Source organism: Lactococcus muris, assembly GCF_042849115.1.
Taxonomy (GTDB): Bacteria; Bacillota; Bacilli; order Lactobacillales; family Streptococcaceae; genus Lactococcus; species Lactococcus muris.
This window is the reverse complement of the sequence record NZ_BAAFQO010000010.1, coordinates 85,277-106,737: the sequence shown is the minus strand read 5'-3', so window position 1 is coordinate 106,737 and position 21,461 is coordinate 85,277. Positions and strand designations below refer to the sequence as shown.

19 protein-coding genes and 1 pseudogene are annotated in these 21,461 nt (G+C 40.4%); 18 read left to right on the top strand and 2 right to left on the bottom strand.

What is annotated here, in order from left to right; all coding sequences use genetic code 11:
• From ACGHCK_RS07415 to ACGHCK_RS07385, 7 genes and pseudogenes are all read left to right on the top strand, one after another.
• Positions 1–595: pseudogene (locus tag ACGHCK_RS07415) on the top strand (hypothetical protein); the annotation flags it as partial.
• 282 nt (positions 596–877) lie between these two features.
• Complete coding sequence (locus ACGHCK_RS07410) at positions 878–1,774, top strand: class II fructose-bisphosphate aldolase (RefSeq protein ID WP_251423200.1); 897 nt, start codon at positions 878–880, stop codon at positions 1,772–1,774.
• Between the two features lie 274 nt (positions 1,775–2,048).
• Entirely contained in the window at positions 2,049–2,579 is a 531-nt protein-coding gene (locus ACGHCK_RS07405; RefSeq protein ID WP_251423198.1) for a YcjF family protein, read from the top strand.
• Positions 2,580–2,892: 313 nt separating this feature from the next.
• On the top strand, positions 2,893–3,759 hold the full coding sequence (locus tag ACGHCK_RS07400; RefSeq protein ID WP_251423195.1) for a PRD domain-containing protein: 867 nt from the start codon (positions 2,893–2,895) through the stop codon (positions 3,757–3,759).
• Complete coding sequence (locus ACGHCK_RS07395) at positions 3,756–4,481, top strand: glucosamine-6-phosphate deaminase (protein WP_251423192.1); 726 nt, start codon at positions 3,756–3,758, stop codon at positions 4,479–4,481. Before ACGHCK_RS07400 ends, ACGHCK_RS07395 begins: the two co-directional genes overlap by 4 nt.
• Before the next feature lie 36 nt (positions 4,482–4,517).
• Complete coding sequence (locus ACGHCK_RS07390; RefSeq protein WP_251423189.1) at positions 4,518–6,413, top strand: beta-glucoside-specific PTS transporter subunit IIABC; 1,896 nt, start codon at positions 4,518–4,520, stop codon at positions 6,411–6,413.
• A gap of 129 nt (positions 6,414–6,542) precedes the next feature.
• Positions 6,543–7,976, top strand: a complete 1,434-nt coding sequence (locus ACGHCK_RS07385; RefSeq protein WP_202231437.1) for a glycoside hydrolase family 1 protein — start codon at positions 6,543–6,545, stop codon at positions 7,974–7,976.
• Positions 7,977–8,148: 172 nt separating this feature from the next.
• Here ACGHCK_RS07385 and ACGHCK_RS07380 read toward each other — a convergent pair whose 3' ends face one another.
• The gene (locus ACGHCK_RS07380; RefSeq protein WP_251423186.1) at positions 8,149–8,853 is read right to left on the bottom strand and encodes an alpha/beta fold hydrolase; all 705 of its coding nucleotides are present in this window, start codon (positions 8,851–8,853) and stop codon (positions 8,149–8,151) included.
• A 195-nt stretch (positions 8,854–9,048) separates the two neighbouring features.
• Between ACGHCK_RS07380 and ACGHCK_RS07375 the strand changes: the two genes are divergently transcribed.
• The 4 genes from ACGHCK_RS07375 (at position 9,049) to ACGHCK_RS07360 (ending at position 12,407) form a co-directional block, all read left to right on the top strand.
• Positions 9,049–10,548 carry a glucosaminidase domain-containing protein gene (locus ACGHCK_RS07375; RefSeq protein WP_251423184.1) on the top strand — a complete coding sequence of 500 codons (1,500 nt, stop codon included), beginning with the start codon at positions 9,049–9,051 and terminating at the stop codon, positions 10,546–10,548.
• Positions 10,549–10,696: 148 nt separating this feature from the next.
• The gene (locus tag ACGHCK_RS07370; RefSeq protein WP_251423182.1) at positions 10,697–11,785 is read left to right on the top strand and encodes a DUF4097 family beta strand repeat-containing protein; all 1,089 of its coding nucleotides are present in this window, start codon (positions 10,697–10,699) and stop codon (positions 11,783–11,785) included.
• A gap of 36 nt (positions 11,786–11,821) precedes the next feature.
• Positions 11,822–12,025 (top strand): PspC domain-containing protein, encoded by a 204-nt coding sequence (locus ACGHCK_RS07365; RefSeq protein WP_202231441.1) that lies wholly within the window; start codon positions 11,822–11,824, stop codon positions 12,023–12,025.
• 31 nt (positions 12,026–12,056) lie between these two features.
• Positions 12,057–12,407 carry a PspC domain-containing protein gene (locus ACGHCK_RS07360; protein ID WP_251423179.1) on the top strand — a complete coding sequence of 117 codons (351 nt, stop codon included), beginning with the start codon at positions 12,057–12,059 and terminating at the stop codon, positions 12,405–12,407.
• Positions 12,408–12,468: 61 nt separating this feature from the next.
• Here the strand turns inward: ACGHCK_RS07360 and ACGHCK_RS07355 are convergent, their stop codons facing one another.
• Positions 12,469–13,218, bottom strand: coding sequence for a biotin--[acetyl-CoA-carboxylase] ligase (locus ACGHCK_RS07355; protein WP_251423176.1), 750 nt, complete (start codon positions 13,216–13,218; stop codon positions 12,469–12,471).
• A 146-nt stretch (positions 13,219–13,364) separates the two neighbouring features.
• On the opposite strand from ACGHCK_RS07355, the gene metK reads away from it, so the two are divergent.
• The 7 genes from metK (at position 13,365) to rpoZ (ending at position 21,413) form a co-directional block, all read left to right on the top strand.
• Entirely contained in the window at positions 13,365–14,558 is a 1,194-nt protein-coding gene (metK, locus tag ACGHCK_RS07350) for a methionine adenosyltransferase (protein ID WP_251423173.1), read from the top strand.
• A 244-nt stretch (positions 14,559–14,802) separates the two neighbouring features.
• Positions 14,803–16,419, top strand: coding sequence for a ribonuclease Y (rny, locus tag ACGHCK_RS07345; RefSeq protein ID WP_251423171.1), 1,617 nt, complete (start codon positions 14,803–14,805; stop codon positions 16,417–16,419).
• 236 nt (positions 16,420–16,655) lie between these two features.
• Positions 16,656–18,266, top strand: a complete 1,611-nt coding sequence (locus ACGHCK_RS07340; RefSeq protein WP_394304520.1) for a hypothetical protein — start codon at positions 16,656–16,658, stop codon at positions 18,264–18,266.
• Positions 18,267–18,529: 263 nt separating this feature from the next.
• A complete protein-coding gene (locus ACGHCK_RS07335; protein WP_251420737.1) occupies positions 18,530–18,979 on the top strand; it encodes a GNAT family N-acetyltransferase in 450 nt (149 codons plus the stop codon).
• Between the two features lie 344 nt (positions 18,980–19,323).
• A complete protein-coding gene (locus tag ACGHCK_RS07330; protein ID WP_251420735.1) occupies positions 19,324–20,007 on the top strand; it encodes a type 1 glutamine amidotransferase domain-containing protein in 684 nt (227 codons plus the stop codon).
• 336 nt (positions 20,008–20,343) lie between these two features.
• Positions 20,344–20,967 carry a guanylate kinase gene (gene gmk / locus ACGHCK_RS07325; protein ID WP_202231424.1) on the top strand — a complete coding sequence of 208 codons (624 nt, stop codon included), beginning with the start codon at positions 20,344–20,346 and terminating at the stop codon, positions 20,965–20,967.
• 86 nt (positions 20,968–21,053) lie between these two features.
• Positions 21,054–21,413, top strand: a complete 360-nt coding sequence (gene rpoZ / locus ACGHCK_RS07320) for a DNA-directed RNA polymerase subunit omega (RefSeq protein ID WP_271328011.1) — start codon at positions 21,054–21,056, stop codon at positions 21,411–21,413.
• Positions 21,414–21,461 lie beyond the last annotated feature (48 nt).

Below are 21,461 nucleotides of genomic sequence, written 5' to 3'. Positions count from 1 at the left end.
GGAGAATGTCCAACCCGACCAAATCAACTTTAGCCTCATGGCACCGGGGACCATCTTTACTATGGCTGGGGAGCAGTACCGTTATCTGGAGAATCAAGGTGGTGGGAACCATTTGATTATTCGGAATCATGCGATTGTAAATGTTTCTTGGAATAATCAGAATACTCGTCTCAATCAGTGGTATGATACTCTTGACCCAGAAGTTCAAGCCATGGTACAGCCTGTGTCAGACAGCTTTGTGACAGGAGCAGTGCCAGATGCAGATGTTACATGGTCAGATCCTGCGCGTTGGGTGCCTAATAATCTAGATAACTTCCCAGAAATTGCTGCAGATGTGACTACAGTTGTTTCAACAGGTACGCCCCGTGCTTTTGCGCTTTCTTTAGCAGATGTAGCACGCCTATCAGGCCCTGGGACCGCTTTTACTGGACGTTTAGAGCGTCTAGCAGCTGATAATGCTTGGTGGTGGATTCGCACCCCTGGAGCTTCAGGTTATGCATGGCTTATAAATACACATGGCAGATTACTTGCGACGGAAGAAGTGGGACTTTCTCGCCTTAGTGGTGGTATTCGCCCTCCCCTGATTGTTCATTAGACAGTATAAGTTTTCTAAGTCAAAAATAAAGTCCCTTAGCCAAGTTATTCCTCTGTATCAAGGCTGAGTGATTTTTTGTTTTTCCCAATGCAAAGAGAAATATAGAAAATCGCTGCAGTCTCATTTTTCTCTATTTATGGTATAGGTCCAAATCCCTCAAAAAATCAGCCGTTTTTTTCTAAAAAATCCAGAATACAAGCGCATTCATCACTTATAACTAGAAAAACAGTTCACAAAATGCTATACTAAGACGGTAATAGAAAATATTCGGAGGAATTTGAAATGGGAATCGTTTCAGCAGAAAAATTCGTACAAGCCGCTCGTGACAATGGTTACGCGATTGGTGGTTTCAACACAAACAATCTTGAATGGACTCAAGCTATCTTGCGTGCAGCAGAAGCTAAAAAGACTCCAGTACTTATCCAAACTTCAATGGGTGCTGCAAAGTATATGGGAGGCTACAAACTCTGTAAGCTCCTCATTGAAACACTTGTGGAGTCAATGGGTATCACTGTACCAGTAGCTATTCACCTTGACCACGGTCACTTTGAAGATGCTTTGGAATGTATCGAAGTTGGTTACTCTTCATTGATGTTTGACGGTTCACACCTTCCAATTGAAGAAAACCTTAAACTCGCTGAAGAAGTTATCACAAAAGCACATGCTAAAGGCATCTCTGTTGAGTGTGAAGTTGGCTCTATCGGTGGTGAGGAAGATGGTATCATCGGTGAAGGTGAACTTGCTCCTATCGAAGATGCAGTAGCAATGGCTAAACTTGGCGTTGACTTCCTTGCAGCTGGTATCGGTAACATCCACGGCCCTTACCCAGAAAACTGGAAAGGTCTCCACATCGATCACTTGACTAAATTGAACGAAGCCCTTGTTGAAGCTATGGGTAAAAATGTTCCTATCGTATTGCACGGTGGTTCAGGTATCCCTGACGATCAAATCCGCGAAGCAATCGCTAACGGTGTAGCTAAAATCAACGTAAACACAGAGTGCCAACTTGCATTTGCAAAAGCAACTCGTGAATTTGCCGCTGAATTTGAAGCTAACGAAGCTGAATACATGAAGAAAAAACTCTTCGATCCACGTAAATTCTTGAAACCAGGTGTTGATGCAATCACTGCAGCAGTAGAAGAACGCATCGATGTTTTCGGTTCAGCAAACAAGGCTTAATTAGCTTTGTAAATATTATTAATTCAACGTTTGTCAGCAATGACAAGCGTTTTTATTTTTGTCACGTACATTTTTATCCATCAAAAAAGAAAAAGTCAATAGAACTCAAAATATCTAAAGAAAATGTTAAACTTAAGGAAGGAGCAAAAAGTTTCTTGATTGATATCTTAGAGAACACAGCAGGTGCGAGAAAAGAGAAGACACTTGAAATCAAACAAAATTAAGACAAATTTAAAAATCTATCTTAAATTTACTTTATTTTAAAGGAGAAAATATGGTAGGAATAACGAAATTTTCAACAAAGAAGAAAGGCTTGGGACTAACTCAAAAGCGGAATAGTGAAGAATTTTCAGAATTCTCAAATGTTCAAACAACCGACAGTGTCAAGAAAATAATAAGCCGTGATAAGCTCCAAAAGGTTCGTACAACGATTCACGGCGCTTCACTTACAGCTGCTGGGGTAGGTGCTTTGCCTCTGCCTATTGCAGATGCCTTAATCTTGGTTCCTATTCAGTTAAGAATGTTGCGAAAGATTTATAAAATATATGGTGAGAAATTTAATGATAAATTTGTGGTTAATTTTATAAGAGTAACCCTTATTCCGTATATTGGGAGATCGCTGTCTCGTTTAATCCCAGGAGTTGGAAATGTCATCAATGCTTCGATTGCTGCTGCGATTACAGAAGCTATAGGTTGGAGTGCGGCAGTATCACTAGAAAAAGGAATAGATATCACAAAGGACACTGAAAAATTTGAAGGTCTCGTGATGGTCATGCTAAAAAATATTACGAAGCGCACGAAATAAAATAAGTCATGTTAAAACTAAAAAATGTTTAAAGCAATGTTTGCCAGCGATGGCAGACATTTTTGTGTTAGAAAATAGGTCTTTAAAAACCTGTTTTTTAGAGAGTGAAAGTAACAAATTTGACATCTAATATCAATAAAAAATCAGAAAGCGCATACATATCGCTTGACAGTTTTTTTTGAATATTATATACTGAGTTTATCAATTAAGTCGTGACTATTAAATTAGGCGAAATCAAAAGTAAGCTTTTCATAGGGAAGTTCTTCTTTTGATTTCGTCTTTTTTTCTGTCAAAAATTTTTGGGTCTAAAAAAATGAAAATTAACAAAATACTTAACAATAATACGGTCTTAGTTATAGACGACCAAGGTCAAGAAAAAATTGCTATGGGGAAAGGAATTGCTTTTGGTAGAAAAGTTGGTGAGCTGTGTGAAAAAAGTCAGATTGAAAGGCTTTACACCTTAGAGAATAAAGGATCTGACCAACTGTTAGAAAGTATTCCTCAAGAAATCCTTTATGCAGCAGATTATATCGTTAGGATGGTGAAAGAAAAGCTTGAGACGGAAATCTCAGATGCACTTTTTGTCGCTATTGCAGACCATTTAAACGGGGCTGTGATTCGTTCTAAAGAAGGTGTATCCATGAAAAATTTCTTGCTATGGGATGTGAAAAATATCTTCAGGGAAGAATTTGAGATTTGTCGAGAGGCGATGACTAAAGTTTCCGAGGAGATGCACATTGATTTTACTGAAGATGAAGTAGGATTTATTGTTTTACATATTGTGAGTGCAAGTCTGTCTAACGAAAACTCTGCAGCAGAAGTTTTGCTTAAACTTATGGAAGAAATTTTAACGGTTATCAAGTACAGCTTGAAGACCAGCTTTGATGACGATGACATTTATTTTCAACGTTTCAAAACACACTTGAAGTTTTTCACAGAACGAATTTTAACGCACAAAAAGTTAGAAGGCGATTTGCATAATGGTCATGACAGCGAGATGTTTGAGATGATGAAAAACAAATATCCAGAAAGTTTTGAAACAGTCGAGAAAGTAAAGGATTTCATCAAAAAACAATACAATTACGAAATTTCACCAGATGAGCAATTTTACCTGATGGTTCATTTGAGCCGTATTATGAAAAAGAGTGAAGTAAATAAACGAGAAAAGGGAGTTTTATGAAGATTGTTGTTACCAAAGATTATGAGTCATTGAGTGAGATTGCTGCAGCTATGGTACTTGAAAAAATGATGTTGCCACAGCGTGTCAATTTATCTTTGACTGCAGGAGTAACCCCTTTAGGGATGTATAAAATTTTGATTGAACGCCGTAAAGCTTTGCGCATGGATCAATCAAACATTCATTATTACAATTTCGATGAGGTTCCTCTGCCTAAAGCTGAGTCTAACTTTACTATGGGGGATCTTAACCAAGCATTTTATAATCATACGGACATTGACAGAGCGAATATTCATCCACTGCCAGTGGATGGCATTCAAGATTATGAACGTGAATTGATGATGAATGGGGGCATTGATTTGATGGTGCTGGGTGTGGGTACCGATGGTCATTTTTGTGCCAACATGCCAGGCTTTACCAGCTTTGATAAAGGAATTTTTGAAATTCCTATCGCACCTGGGCATAAGTTGTATGAGCAACTTTTGACTTTGACACCGGAACTTCCAGGAGAAAAGATTGTTACATTTGGTCCACGTGCAGTATTGAAGAGCAAACAGTTGGTCGTCTTTGCATCAGGTGCAGGTAAGGCCGAAATCATGCAAAAAGTAATTTCTGGTCCAATCACCGAGGACATTCCTGCGAGCATCTTGCGTACACACCCAAATGTAACCTTTATTTTGGATGAGGCAGCAGCAGCTTTGATAGATGATGTCAATATTATTTAATAAACGCTATAAAAATATAACAAATAGGAGAAGATGATGGGTAAGTATGAAAAGCTTGCAAATGAAATTGTGAAGCAAGTTGGGGGCAAGGAAAATGTAGCCTCACTGACGAATTGTATCACGCGTTTGCGCTTTAAACTGAAAGATGAGAGCAAAGCGAATACAGATGTATTAAAAGAAACTGACGGCATTGTAACGGTTATTCAAGCAGGGGGGCAGTATCAAGTGGTTATCGGGAATCATGTCCCTGATGTACGTAGCGATGTAGATGCTGTACTTGGTGTGCTTGAAGAAACAGAAGAAGCACCAACAGGCAGTCTCTTTAACCGCTTTGTTGAGATGGTTTCAGGTATTTTTCAACCGATATTGCCAGCGCTTGCTGGTGCCGGTATGATTAAAGGTTTGGCAGCTATTTTCTCATTTGCTTTAGGGGCAAACTTCCAAGCTTCACCGACTTATGCCGTTTTGAATGCAATGGGTGATGGTTTGTTCATGTTCCTACCAATTTTTATTGGCTACACCGCCATGAAAAAATTTAGAGGCTCACCTTTCTTGGGGATGATGATTGCGACTGCTATTGTTTATCCTGGATTTTTAGACGGCAGTATTACGGCTAAGTTTGCAGAAGCAGGCGGCTTGAATTTCTTTGGAATTCCATTTTCTGTTCCAACAGCAGGCTATGCTTCATCTGTTATGCCGATTATTGCTATTGCTGCTTTCGCTGCCTTTTTGGAAAGACAGCTTAAGAAAATCATTCCTGATATGGTAAAACTCTTCTTGGTGCCATTTTTCACCGCTCTCATCGTTATCCCAATCGGCTTCTTGGTGGTTGGACCAGTGATGAATATTGCGGCGGACTTGCTGGGAGATGGCTTTATCGCACTTCAAGGCTTCAGTCCTTTGCTCTTTGGCTTACTCCTTGGCTTTTCTTGGCAGATTTTGGTTATGTTTGGCCTACATTGGGCGTTGATTCCATTTGCAATTATGGCGACAGCTCAAGGTGAACCTACAGCAATTTTGGCTGCTGCGGGTACAGCTTCATTTGCACAAACGGGAGCTGTTGGTGCGGTGATGTTGAAAACAAAAGATAAACGCTTGCGTGAGTTAGCTATCCCAGCCTTTATTTCAGGATGGTTTGGTGTAACGGAACCAGCTATTTATGGTATTTCCCTACCTAAAAAGCGTCCATTCTGGGTATCATGTGTCGTTGCCAGCTTGGGAGGGGGAATTAGTCTAGTATTAGGACAACAGGTTTATCAAATGGGTGGACTAGGTGTCTTTAGCTTCCCAGGTTACATTACTTATGAAGGCGATATTACTCCAGCAATTACTTTTGCATTGATTGCAGCTGCTACTGTAGTGGTGAGCTTTGTTGCCACTTGGCTTGTTGGTTTCGAAGACGGGAATGTTGAACAAGCCATGAGTCACGAAGAAGCCAAACAAGCAGCTCTTGGTAAGCAAGTGGTAAATACTCAAGACAGCTTAATTTCCGCGCCTTTGGAAGGAGAAGTAATTCCTTTAGTTGAGGCTGCAGATCCTGCCTTTTCTTCTGAAGCACTCGGAAAAGGAGCAGTGATTGATCCTTCTATAGGTGAAGTTTATGCACCATTTGATGGTGTGATTGAAACACTTTTCCCATCAAAGCATGCCATTGGTTTAAAGTCTAATCAAGGCGTAGAACTTTTAATTCATGTGGGTATTAACACGGTTGAATTAGAAGGCAAACATTTTGAAGCCTTTGTCTCCCAAGGACAAGAGGTTAAAAAGGGAGATTTGCTCCTTAAGTTTGACATAGATGCGATTAAAAATGTAGGCTATAATGTGCAGGTGCCAATAGTGGTAACCAATACTAAGAGCTATGGAAATGTACTGTCTACAGACACCAAGCGTGTAGGTAGGGAAGATGTACTGTTAACAGTTATAGCTGAGTAAGATATAAAACCGACTGCTTAGAAGTGATGAAAATTAGGAAAATTGCTGGTTCTGCTGTTAAGCAGGTTCGCATTTTTATCTATTTTCACTCACTTCATAGGAGGGTGAATTCAGTTAAAAGGAGTAGAGATGACATTTAAAGATAATTTTTTATGGGGCGGTGCGACAGCAGCCAATCAGTTAGAAGGTGCTTTTGATCTAGACGGTAAAGGGTTGAACGTAGCCGATATGAAAACAGTAGGTGGGCGTGGAAAGTCACGCGTTTTCACACCGACTTTGGATTTAGAAACCTATTATCCGTCTCACAAGGCGATTGATTTTTATCATCATTACAAAGAAGATATCGCCATGTTTGCAGAGATGGGCTTCAAAGTATTTCGTCTCAGTATCAACTGGTCCAGAATTTTCCCCCAAGGTGATGAACTGGAGCCTAATGAAGCCGGTTTAGCCTTCTATGACAAAGTGTTTGATGAATGTCTCAAATACGGGATTGAACCTCTAGTCACTTTGAGCCACTTTGAAATACCCTTAGGGCTTATGGAAAAATATAATGGTTTTCTTAGCCGTGAGACCATTGACCATTTTGTCCACTACGCAACCACTTGTTTTGAACGTTACAAAAACAAAGTCAAATATTGGATTACATTCAATGAATTAAACTTTGGAACAATGCCGCATGGTGAATTGACCGTTTTAGGCTTGCACCCTAAAGGAGCGTTTCCTTTAGATGAGATTCCCTCAAACGAACAGAATCGCTTCCAAGCATTGCATCATGCCATGGTGGCTAGCGCAAAGGCCATAATAAAAGCCAAAGAAATTAATCCAAACTTTGAAATAGGTTGTATGATGGCCCATATCACCATGTATCCTTTGACTTCAAGTCCTGAAGATGTCTTGCAGACAAAAGAATACGATTTGCTGGTTAACAAATTTGTTTCGGATGTTCAGGTGCGCGGGAAGTATCCTGCCTTGATTGAGGGCTATTTTAAAAATAAGAACATAGAACTTGATATACCTGAGGAAGACCTAGATATTTTGGCAAAAGGAACAGTTGACATGTATACCTTCAGTTACTACATGACAATATGTGTAACCCAACAACATGGGGCACCAGCTTCGATGGGCAACCTCGTTGGAGGAGCAGCCAATCCTTATCTTGAGTCAAGTGAGTACGGCTGGCAAATTGATCCGATCGGATTGGAGTATACCCTGATTGACCTTTATGATCGCTATGAGATTCCTCTCTTCATTGTTGAAAATGGTTTAGGAATGGAAGATGAAGTGGCAGCTGATGGTTCGATTAATGACGACTATCGTATCGCTTACTTTAAAGCTCATTTTGAAGCGATGAACCGTGCCATTGAAAAAGGAGTTGACCTTATAGGTTACACTTCATGGGGCTGCATTGACCTCATATCAGCAGGTACAGGAGAGATGCGTAAACGCTATGGCTTTATCTACGTTGATATGGATAATGACGGCAAAGGAACACTCAAGCGTTCTAAGAAAAAATCATTTGACTGGTATAAAGAAGTTATCGCTTCAAATGGTCAAAAGCTTTAAGTGAAGCTAGGATAAAAGTCCAAAATAAAGCAAAAACACTCGAGAAAGCATCGAATGCTCATCTTGAGTGTTTTTTCATTTTAAGAGATTAAGGTTGCTCCTAGAGTGTAATTTTTATCCCACTACCTCTGAAAAGGAATTATTCATAAACTCCTGCAAAAGCGGAAAATAACTAATCTACTGGATTGACTGCTCCCTCTAAAAAATCACAGACAAGTTTGCTGAAATTATTGGGGCGAAAATAAAAAGTCAGATGACTTCCCCAAGGAATGATAAGAAGCTGGCTGTGGGGAATATTTTTCGCAATCTCTCGTGCATGTGCGGTTTTGACCACATCAAATTGACTATTCAAGACAAGAGTAGGAGCTGTGATATTCTGGAGTTTGTGGATATTGGGGAGAGCATCATCTAAAAGAAGGTTGAAGGCTGGTGAATTTTTGTAGATAAGCTGTGAAAAAACAGGAAGTACTTTTATTGTGAGACGCACAGGGAGGTAAAGTCCTGAATAAGTGGTATTCCCTGAGTTGAGAATCAACTTATGGATACGTTGAGGATAACAGCTGGCCAGCAGCATTGCAATATTTGCACCATCACTAAAGCCGAGGAGATTGACCTGTTGAAGACTTTCGGCTTCCATAACCTCTAAAGCATCTTGCATTAGTCGGTCAAAACTGAGTTTCTTGCCATTAAAAATACTCTTACCGTGCCCACGTGTATCAATAGAAATACATCTATAATGCGTTTTTAACCTTTTAATGAGCCGTTTAAAGATACTGCTGCTTTGCGAATTACCATGCAGAAGAAGAAGGACAGGCCCCTCTCCCTCAATTTTATAGTAAATTTTCACACCATCACTTGTAGTCACATATTTTTCCATGATTTTATCCTTGATGTTAGTATAGCAGATTAAATTTAAAAAAGGACTTTGTAATGATAATGAAATAAAAGTAAAATGATTTCTCATATCGGTTGAGCAAAGAAGTATTTTTTGTTAGAATAAAGTGGAGAATTTATTTATTAAAAAAAGATGATAAAAATAGGTTTTCTATTTTTTGAGGAGAGAAAATTAACAATGGCTAGAACAAAATACAAACATATGAAGGTAAAGGAGCGTAAAGCCTTATCAAAAGTGACTCTAAGCGCAGCAGCAGTTTTAGGGATTACAGCTTTTGGTGCAAGCGCTCATGCAGATAGTTTAGTGTCTACTACAGATGTAAATTCTAATTTAGAGTTTGAAATTAAACCTTCTGACGATTTGGTGCTTGGAGAAGCAGACAGTGGTGATTTGAATCACGGCAATGGTTCTGGAGAAACAGTAGATCCAGAAACACCAGTGGACCCAGAAACTCCAGTAGATCCAACAGAACCAGTGGATCCGGAGAAACCAGTAGATCCGGAAAAGCCAGTAGACCCTGAGAAACCAGTGGATCCAGAAAAACCGGAGAAGCCAAAGCCTGAAAAACCGAAACCAGAGAAGCCAAAACCTTCTACACCAAAGCCTGAAAAACCTAAGCCTGTTCCGAGCACACCAGCGCCCGCTCCATCAGCACCTGTATACTATGCTCCTGCTTACACAGCTCAAGATGCAGTAACGACTTATAAGCAGGCAAATACAGATGGCGATATAAAGTTTAATAAAACGAATATTGCTGTACCACCTTTGACTAAGATAAATAACAAAACAGCCGAAGATTTTATTAAGAGTATTGCGCCACGTATTTCACAGCTTGCAGGGCAAAATAACCTTTATGCTTCACTCATCATTGCTCAAGCTATTTTAGAGTCTGGCTATGGACGTAGTAATGTTGCTTCAATCTATCATAACTTGTTCAACATTATCGGTGCTTTTAACGGGCAGTCGGTAACCATATCTTCAGGGACCTATCGTGCTTATAGTACTTATGATCAATCACTTGTAGATTATATTAATTTGATGCTACATGGGACAACATGGAACAGTAAAATTTATGCTGGGAGCTGGAAAACAAACAGTGATAATGTAGAAGACGCAGCCCGCTCTTTGCAAGGAATTTTCGCAACTGATCCGGAATATGCAGCGAAACTGATTCAAATTATTAAAGAATATAATTTGACACAATACGATGACATCGAGAATTTATCGGAAGACTTAAGAAATCTTGAAGCTCCTGCGAGCCCTTTACTTGAAGCTATGCCAAGTGGTCTGGAATTCCCAGAATATAATGGTGTTCAGTATTCAGGCGCGGCGAGTTACGCTTGGGGAAATTGTACACAATATGTATACAACCGTATCTTCCAACTGGGAGGTAAAATTGGGCAGTATATGGGCAATGGTGGCGATTGGGGAGCAAATGCTGTAGCTCAAGGCTACTATACAACAACTATCCCGCAGGTTGGTTATGCAGTGAGTTTCCCACCAGGAGTAGCAGGTGCTTCTGCGGAATATGGCCATGTTGCCTTTGTAGAAAAAGTAAACAAAGATGGCTCAATCCTTGTTTCAGAAATGAACGTTGAAGGCTTGAATGTGGTAAGCTATCGTACCATATCAGCTAGCGATGCTAGTCTATCCACATATATCCAACCTCAAAAATAAAACAACTGATTCGAGAGAATCAGTTTTTCTTATTGGAAAAGTAGAAATAAAAAATCAGTCCAAAGGCTGAGAGTATCTACAACGAAATATGAGATAATCTTAGTATAGAGGTTGACATGCCTCAGTTCTATAACAGGAGGAACAAAAAATGAATAAAAAAGATAGAATTATGGACTTGATGCGCCGAGGAATTATCTCGGAGGATGAGGCTTTAGAATTACTTGATAAATCCAGCCCCGTGACTGAAGAAGGGGCAGCAGAAAGTAAAGAAAAATTTAAATACACCGATAAAGATGGATTTGTTAACCATGAAGTTGACTTTATGGATTCTTTCAAAGGGATTATGGATCAAATCGTGTCCAAAGGAAAGGTCGTCTTCAAGGATGCTTCAAAAGCAATTGATGATAACATTGACTTTTCTAAAGGTTTTCCAAAAGTAAAATCTATAGTTAAGACTGTGGAAAAAGACATTGAAGGTGATTTTGACTCAATCAACTTAGCTATTAAGACAGGTAAGATTGCTGTTTATCCAGGGGAAAATGCTCATGTGAAAGCAGAGTATAAAATTTATGGAGCAGTTGCCCCAGAAAAAATTGATGAATATTTAGCAGAAAAAACTCAGCTAGAGGTAGTGGATGGAGTTTTAGAGATTACTGCATCAGACAGTTTACGTATTGCTCTTAATTTAGAACTTTATTTACCAGAAAAAACATATGAAACTTTTGATTTCAAGTTTGTACATGGCGACATTAAAGTCGAAAAGGTAGCTGCGGCTAAAGTAAAAATTGACCAAGTAAATGGAGATGTTGAACTTTCAGAAACACTGAATAAAGAGGTTGATGTTACACTTAAAAACGGTGAAATCAAGGTTCTGGATGGTTCAACAGATGTTCTCAAATTAAATTCAGCAAATGGTAATATTAGAGTGACTTCTGCCTTTGAAGATGGAAATGTGAACTTGGTAAATGGTAATATCTTGTTGACTCAGACTCAAGATAAAGCCCGCAAACTCATAGTGAAAAATGTAAATGGAGATGTTAAACTTTCCGTTCCTGAGTACCTTGGACTTGTTGGCCATGTCCGCACTGTTTTTGGTGGCTATAAAACACGTCTAAACTTGGACAACCCGTTTGAAGCAAGCCGTAATGGCGCTGCGGTTGTGCGCACTGGAGCAGAAACATTAACCTTTGAACTTGAGACAAAGTCAGGAACAATTTGGCTTAAAGATGCAGACTGAGTAAGCTTCATCTCAATTTTTTAGAAAGGAGAGAACATGACTCAGAAAAAATTAACAAAGTCATTAGACAATCGTATGCTGACGGGTACTATCGCTGGTTTAGGTGAGTATTTTGGTCTCGATCGTGATAAAATTACCCTGATGCGCATTTTATATGTGCTCTTCGCTCTAGGAAGTTTGGGAACGCTCGTCTTTGTCTACATCATAGCAAGCTGGATTATTCCCAGCTCTTATCAGTAATTTGAAAAACAGTTTCTAGAAAGGAGAAAACGTGTCTCAAAAACAATTAACAAAATCATCAAGTAACCGCATGCTAACAGGTACAATTGCAGGTATTTGCGAGTACTTTGGCTGGAGCCCTGATATCATTACCTTTGTACGTATCTTATATGTACTCTTAGCTTTTGGAAGCTGGGGAACTTTTATTCTTGTCTACTTTGTAGCCAGCTGGATTATCCCAAGTGCTGGGAGTAATACAAGAGGTCAAGATTATCGACAAGGCCGAGAAGAAAATTGGTCCAGCTACACGGAACGCTGGCAAAGTAAGTCTTCCTCTGGTCGTAAGATGAAAGAAGCAGAGCCCGTCGAAGATGATAAAAAAGACGATTGGTCAGACTTTTAAAAAAATAACAATTCCGAATATCATAAACTCCTAATAATATAAATAAAAAAATGGACGTCCATCACGTCCATTTTTTGAGTGAGATTTCTCCACTTGATAGGAGTTTATGTTGCCCATCTTCTAGCTGGACGATGAGCTTCCCATCAGGTGTTAAATCCATTGCTTTCCCTCTGTAGAGCGTTTTATTTTCTTCAAACTCTACTTTTTTTCCTAAGACGAGAGAACGAGATTTGTAAAAGCTGAAAAAGTCACGGTTAGACAGTCTGTAAAATTCGGACCATATTTCAGCGACCAGTTCAGAGCGTGTGATAGAAGGCTTTTCTGTAAATAATGAACCAGCCTTATGCGTGAGCTCTTCTGGGAATTTTTGAATATAAAAATTAATCCCGATACCTAAGGCAACCTGTAGGCTTCTATCTGCTTGAACCTGAGCTTCGGCTAAAATACCGACAATTTTTTTCCCATTCAAGTAGAGGTCATTTACCCATTTGATTTCTGGTTTTTTGCTTGTTAGGTTTTCGATGGCTGAGACAACGGCGGCCGCTGCGAGTAAAGTATAATTAGGCAAACTTTCTAGCGAGTCCATGGGTTTCAAGAGGAGGGTCATATAAATGCCACCTTCTGGACTAGCAAAATACTCCCGACCAAAGCGACCATAAATTCCTGTCTGCTTTTCAGACATATATAAAGTATTAGCCTGTCCATCACTTTTGGCATCAATCTGGGTTGAAACAGATTGCTCGAGAATTTTAACATCTTTCAGCCAAGGATTGGCTGCTAAAATAATTTTTTTATCTAAAGGATTTTTCATTTAGGCAAAGTATATCAAAAAATTCCAATTTGTGCTAAAATAAGGAAGTTACAATTTCCGATGGCGGGAGAGTAATCTCCAGGTGAGTAATCACTACCATTTAAGCCTGTAACCGAAAAATACTTAAGAAGTAGGGGAAATAAAAAATGTCAGAAAAACGTTTATTCACATCAGAGTCAGTTTCAGAGGGGCATCCAGATAAGGTGGCTGACCAAATTTCGGATGCTATTCTTGATGCTATTGTGGCACAAGATCCAGATGCACATGTGGCCTGCGAAACAGTAGTTTATACGGGCACAGTTAATGTATTTGGCGAAATATCAACCTCAGCTTATGTTGATATTGCTGGAGTGGTTCGTGAAACCATTAAAAATATAGGCTATACAGACAGTGAAAATGGCTTTGACTACAAGTCAGTAGGTGTCCATGTTTCACTTGTAGAGCAGTCACCTGATATTGCCCAAGGGGTAAATGAAGCAGAAGAAGTTCGAGGGAAAAAGGGAGAAAACATTGACCCACTTGACCTTATCGGTGCGGGTGATCAAGGGATGATGTTTGGCTATGCTACCAATGAAACGGAAGAATATATGCCACTGGCGATTTCACTCAGTCACAAATTAGTGAAAAAATTGGCAGATTTACGTAAATCTGGAGAGCTTACTTACCTGCGTCCAGATGCTAAATCACAAGTTACAGTGGAATACGATGAAACAGGGCAAGTAAAGCGTGTCGATACAGTCGTTATCTCAACCCAGCATGCAGCTGATGCGACAAATGAAGTGATTCATCAGGATGTACTTGAAAGAGTAATTAAGGAAGTTATCCCGGCAAACCTTCTTGATGAAGATACAAAATACTTTATCAATCCTACAGGTCGCTTTGTTATCGGGGGCCCACAAGGAGATTCGGGCTTAACAGGGCGTAAAATTATTGTGGACACTTATGGTGGCTATGCTCCACATGGTGGTGGTGCTTTCTCAGGTAAGGATGCAACAAAGGTTGACCGTTCAGCTTCCTATGCAGCACGTTATGTAGCTAAAAATATTGTGGCTGCTGGTTTAGCAGATAAGGCACAGGTACAACTGTCCTATGCGATTGGTGTCGCCACACCAACCTCTGTTAATATTGATACATTTGGTACAGGGAAGGTTTCAGATGATACTTTATTGGCAGCTATTCGTGAAAACTTTGATTTACGTCCAGCAGGAATCATAAAGATGCTTGACTTGCTTCGCCCGATTTATGGGCAAACTGCAGCTTATGGGCATTTTGGACGTACCGATGTCAATCTTCCATGGGAGCGCTTGGATAAGGTGGATGCCCTTAAAGAGTTACTCTAATGAGCAGAACTGTGTGTGAACACGGTTTTTTATTTTCCGCAAAAAGCACTGTTTTTACTGACATTGACATAATATTTTTAAAATCAAACTGTTAAAAATTTGAAAGCGGTAAAATACTTAATTGAAACATATCCCAAAAAATGATAAAATGTAAGGAGTGTTTCTATGGAAGCACATGTGAATTATAATCAAGCTATCTGTTCCATCGCACCGCGATAGAGCAGGTATGAATAAAAGGAGACAGATGAACGTCATATCACTCGTTCTGCTTGTCTTATTGATTGTATTGGTTATTGCCTTTATTTTTTACGCTCAAAATATTAAGAAAAACAAGCAGGATGCTGAAAGTCTTTTTATGCAAGCAGAAAGCAAGGCTAATGAGATAACGGCAACTGCACAGCGTGATGCTGCTCTTGTGAGAAAAGAAGCGGAAATCCTCAGGGATGAAGCAGAAGCTTTCAAGAAAGAAGCACGTTTTAATCTTCGTGAAGAAGAGCAAAAACAGCGCCGTGAAATCGAAGATGAATTTAAGCAAGAACGTAAGGAGTTAAGAGAAACAGAACAACGCCTAAAACAACGTGAAGAAGTTCTAGATCGTAAGGATGACAAACTTACGAATAAAGAACGTAGCTTAGACTCTAAAGAGGAAGCGCTCTCTAAAAAAACTGATACACTCAATAAGCGTGAGCAAGAGCTTTTAGAAATTGAAGAAAAGAAAGAAAAAGAATTAGAACGTATCGCTGCTTTGACTAAGGATGAGGCAAGAGAACTCATTCTTAGCGAGACACGTGATGGTCTAACTAAGGAGATGGCACAGCTTATTCGTGTGAGCGAGGAAAAAGCGCATGCTGAAGCGGATAAACGTGCGAAGAATATTGTTTCACTTGCTATCCAGCGTGTTTCTAGCGATTCGGTAGCCGAACAGACCGTGTCAGTAGTAACCTTACCTGATGATGGGATGAAAGGTCGAATTATCGGGCGTGAAGGTCGAAATATTCGGACCTTTGAAGCTTTAACGGGTATTGATGTTATTATTGACGATACGCCTGAAGCAGTTGTCTTGTCCGGCTTTGACCCGATTCGACGAGAAATTGCTCGCATGACATTGGAACAACTGGTCCAAGATGGTCGTATTCATCCTGCACGTATCGAGGAACTGGTTGAGAAAAACCGCAAGGCTCTAGACCATAAGATACGTGAGTATGGTGAGCAAGCGGCCTTTGAAGTTGGTGCGCATAACCTGCATCCAGATTTGATGAAGATTATGGGGCGATTACATTTCCGAACTTCTTATGGTCAAAATGTTCTTGACCATTCGATTGAAGTTGCTCATGTTGCAGGAAATCTTGCTGGTGAGATGGGGGAAAATGTGAGCCTTGCTAAACGTGCTGGCTTCTTACATGATATCGGTAAAGCACTGGATCATGAAGTTGAAGGAAGTCACGTTGAGATTGGGACAGAACTTGCACGTAAGTACAAGGAAAACCCGATTGTTATCAACGCAATTGCGAGTCACCATGGTGATACAGAGCCTAACAGTAACATTGCTACTTTGGTTGCTGCAGCTGATGCACTAAGCGCAGCACGTCCCGGAGCACGCCGAGAGTCGATTGAAAACTATATCAAACGTCTGCGTGACTTGGAAAACATCTCAACTAGCTTTGAAGGCGTTGAAAGTGCCTTCGCTTTACAGGCAGGACGTGAAGTTCGTGTCATGGTTAAACCAGAAAAACTTACAGATGACCAAATTGTCATTCTAGCACGGGATGTAAAAAATCGCATAGAAGACGAAATGGACTATCCGGGTAATATCAAAGTCACAGTCATTCGCGAAACACGTGCGATTGATTATGCAAAGTAGGAAAACAAAACATAAAACACACGCTATCACAAAGTCAAGAAGCTCCAACCGGGGCTTCTTTTCGCATGCCTAAAAGTCAAGCCCCCAGACAAACCACCCACCCTTTTCTCATCAAACACTCATTTCATTTGACCTTTTTTTTTTTTTTTATACTATAGACTCAGAAAGTAAACGTAACATTAGAAATACAAATGTAATGAAAATCTAAACCACAGGTTACGTCAAAGGAGGAGTTTATGACACCAGAAAAGAAAAACCAGCGGCGGCTGCGCAACCTCGCGCTCCTGTCCCTCTTATTGCTCTTGGTAGGCGGCACCTTTGCCTTCCAAGCCTTCAACCAGCGGGCCATCAATGACCGCATCCGAGAAAACATCCCCGGAGGCCGTGTCCACGACTACTACAACCGTGACACGGAAAACAAGGACGTCTTCGTGGAGAACTATGGCAATGTGCCCCTCATGGCCCGTATCCGCCTCTCCGAGTTCATGGAGAAACGCTCAGTAGGAGATACAGACTTCACCCCTATAGTGAACAATACCATCCGTGACCAAGTGGACACTTGGACGGTCATGCGTCCCTCAGAGAACAACTTGAACATCCGTGTAGATGACTCGGCAGCCTTCAACACCTACTCCAACCTGACCTTTGGTTGGAGCCGCTCCGGTCAAGATGCCCCATGGTTCATGCCTACCTTCAACCGGGACAACCAAGACCTGATGACAGCAGCGGCAGGACATGCCCGTGACTGGATCACAAGCACAGCCACAGACGGTGTCACAGACGGCGCCACGCATCCGGGAGTCGGTACAGATGCCTACTGGTCCTCTGGCGACAGCTTTGATAACAGCGGACCAGTTTGGCCGGGAGAAGAAGTCACCCATGATGCAGCTCAAAACCTGCAACAAGAGCGTGCCCCGATGACCATCAGCCAGTGGGCAGCCTTACCTAATAACCTGAAAGTCGGGAACTTCTGGGTCATCGACCACCAAACAGGCTGGGCTTACTGGGCCAATCAACTCCAAGCAGGAGAGACCACTTCTTACCTCTTGGATGCAGCACAGATGACCGCAGCAGCAAACAATATTCCGGGAGAATATTACTACGGTATCCATGTGGACGGGCAATTGATCAGTCCTGACCGTATCAATGACTTCTTAGCTGCAGATGGAAGCTTTACCCACCATGATGACTTGTCAGACTTCCTGACAGCCGTACAGAACGGTTCCATTGATAACAACTGGGGGAACCCGGGACCAGAGGAGAATGTCCAACCCGACCAAATCAACTTTAGCCTCATGGCACCGGGGACCATCTTTACTATGGCTAATGAGCGGTACCGTTATTTGGAGAATATGGGGAACAGTAACCATATGATTATCCGTGAAGATGCCATTCGTCATGCACGCTTTCATAATCAAGACACTTTCAATAACACATGGTATGGCAACCTTGATCCCGCAGTTCAAGCTATGGTTCAGCCTGTAGCAGATCACTTTGATACAGGAAGCGTTGCGCTTGAAGGCTTAACATGGTCAGACAACTCTGCTGTGAATATTCCAACTAACCTGCATGAGTTTCCAGCAGTTGATGAAGATATAACTCAGGTTGATCCGAGTGGAACGCCACGTGCATTTTCTCTGTCCATGGCAGATGTAATACGTATTTTTGCTGACAGAGGCTCCCGTACTATATCTGTGCCCAGAACAGCTTTTTGGATGCTTCGTACTCCTGCAGCACCAGGAAATGGTTGGCTTATTTCTATGGGAGGCTGGTTTACTGGGGATTTGGCTGATACATGGGGTGGTTCTGCTGGTGGCACACGCCCGGCCCTCATCGTCAGACAATAAAACTGATTAAATTCACCTAAAATTAAAAAATCACTAAACAGGACATATTTATATGCCAAGACAAGTGATTTTTTTGTTTCTCACATTTTAACATTTGTAAGGAAGAGGGACTATGGTGTAATGAGCTATGGTTTTCATAAATTCCATGTTAATTCTGCTTATGATATAATAAAAAACACAGTTTGACAATTGAAACAGCTGCTCTAAGATAGGGAGACGTAGACTTATCTGGAATTTATTTGAATTGGAAAGAGGGTTTCAAAATGAATGATTTAGAGGAAAAAAAGTTAATCAGAGAAGCAACGGTAGCGGATGCAAAGCATTTAAGAGATATTACTGCTGAGCAATTAGGTTATGAGGTTTCCGCTGAATTGCTAGCAAAACAGCTGGAAAAATTAACCGCAGATAAGGAAAACCACTTTATCAGGGTTTATGGAAGCGCAGTTCCAATGGGCTATATTCACGCTGAGTTGTACGAGAGTATTTATTCTGAACCCATGTTTAACATCTTAGGACTCGCAGTCGCTAAGGGACATGAAAATCAAGGCGTGGGCAAGGCCTTACTGTTGGAGCTGGAGAGAGAAGCTAAACGAAGAAACCTGTGGGGGATACGCTTAAATTCTTCAGATAAGCGTAGACAGGCACATGAATTTTATGCGCATCTGGGTTATCATTCAGATAAATCACAGAAAAGGTTTTTGAAGATGCTGTAGGATGTCTCGGGCCTTTTAGATACAGTGAAAAAGTTGGGCAGTGATAAAATAACTGCCAGAAGCTATTGATTTATCAATAGCTCGCAGTTTTATCGTGAGGTTAAGAGCTCTACTGAATGCTATGCAGTAAGTAAAAGTACAGCTAAACTAAAGATGAGTGCGCGAAAAGGGCGGACAAGTCGGACACCGCTCTATGAAACCAAAAAATTTTATTGCTGAGAGAAGTCGCAGACTTTGTCAATCAAGAGGAATGATCGCTGGGGATTCTTCGATAGAAAAATTTCAATCAAGAATTTAACTGCAGTTTAAAGCTGTACCTCTATACCTATAAAGCAGGAAAAGAAATGAAAAAAATATTAATCGTATTAACAAATGTAAATAAATTTCCTACAACTCATGAAGCTACAGGCTTATGGCTAGCTGAAGCAACGGAGTTTGTAAGTGAAGTACAAAAAGCAGGCTATCAAGTAGATTATGTTAGTCCACTAGGCGGATACGTGCCAATTGACCCAAGAAGTTTGAAATCCTTTTATGCGGATAGTGAAACATTTGAAGTCTACAGCTCAGTTGATTTTCAGAGGCGTGCCTTATCCCATTCACTTCATCCAGATCAGATTAAACCTGAGCAATATGCTGCGATCTATTATACTGGTGGACATGGTGTAATTTTTGACTTCCCAGATAATCAAGAACTCCAAAACATAGCAGAAAAAATTTATCAGAGCGGCGGTTATGTCACTTCAGTATGCCATGGTGTTTGCGGCTTGCTTAATTTGAAAACATCTAATGATGAATTTTTAATTGCACATAGAACACTTACAGGGTTTACGCAACTTGAAGAACTGTTGAGTGGAAAAAATAAGCGCGTACCATTTGGAACGGAGAGAGAAAGTAAAAAAAGAGGTGCTCATTTTGTTAAAAAGCGCCCATTTGCATCATTTGCAGTACAAGATGGACAGCTGATTACAGGTCAAAATCCGATGTCAGGTAGAGCGGTGGCTAAACTACTGCTGAAAAATCTAGAGTAGCTGTATTTTGATGGATGAATGTTGTATTTGACGTGTGCTGACTTTGAGTTAAACTGTAATCATAAGTTCTGCTGTGGTGTAACGAGTGAATCTAAAATTCTAACCCTATGGAGCGAGGCGACTGTGTAAGACTTACACAATCGCTTTTTTCTTTTATAATTTGAAAGTCCTATTGTGCTGTTTAAGGAATGGTGCTAGTGCTAACCCATGCAGCTTTTATAATTCAAAGTGATATGTTACAATTGAATTAATAAAAATTACATTTTGTTACACAAAGTGGATGTGGCGTCTAGACTTTGCTAGAATAGATTGTAAACAATAAGTGAGGTTAAAGAGATGCCTGAACGTGGTTTATTAATTGTCTTTTCTGGTCCTTCAGGAGTTGGAAAAGGTACTGTCCGTGCGAAAATTTTTGAAAATGAAAATAACTTTGATTACTCTGTCTCAATGACAACGCGTCCACAGCGACCTGGTGAAGTGGATGGAAAAGATTATTATTTCCGTACGCGCGAGGAGTTTGAAGAAATGATTCGTAAAGGGGAAATGCTAGAATATGCTGAATATGTAGGAAATTATTATGGCACACCCTTGACCTATGTCAATCAAACTTTAGACGAAGGCAAAGATGTTTTCCTTGAAATTGAGGTTCAAGGTGCGCTTCAAGTGAAGGAGAAGGTTCCAGATGGTGTATTTATTTTCTTGACTCCTCCAGACTTGGAAGAATTACGCGGCCGACTTGTTGGGCGTGGCACAGATAGCGCTGAAGTTATTAATAATCGGATGAAAAAAGCTAAAGAAGAAATTCGTTTAATGAGTGAGTATGATTATGCTGTAGTTAATGACAAAGTTGAACTTGCTGCTGAACGTGTCATTAAGATTATCGAGGCCGAACACTACCGTGTGGATCGTGTAATGGAGCGTTATGCGCATATGATTGATAAATTGGATGAAAACGTTTAGATAACCAATATAAGGGGTGTCAACTCACAGGAGTGCTTACTGGCATAATCTAAATAACCTATAAAAAGAGGAAAGAGGAAACTGATATGATGTTAGAACCTTCAATTGATAAATTGCTACAAAATGTAGATTCAAAATATTCACTTGTCGTTTTGGAAGCAAAACGTGCGCATGAGTTGCGTGACGGTGAACGTCCTACGATGGAATTCAAATCTGTTAAACGTACGTTACAGGCTTTGGAAGAAATTGCTGAAGGTAGAGTAACCATCCACCCTTCGCTAGATGCAAAGCGTGAAACATTGAAAGAAAAGCGTGAACTTGAACGTCTTCAACAAAAGATGGCTGAAAAGCTTATTCGCGAACAGATCGCTAAGGAAGAGGCTGAGGAAGAAGCAAAACAAAAAGGAAATCGTGCAGCCAAAGCTGCAGCTGCGGCAGCAGAATAACAGGTATAGAAAAAGCTTTCAAAGGTTTGGATTTAAAACTTTTGAAAG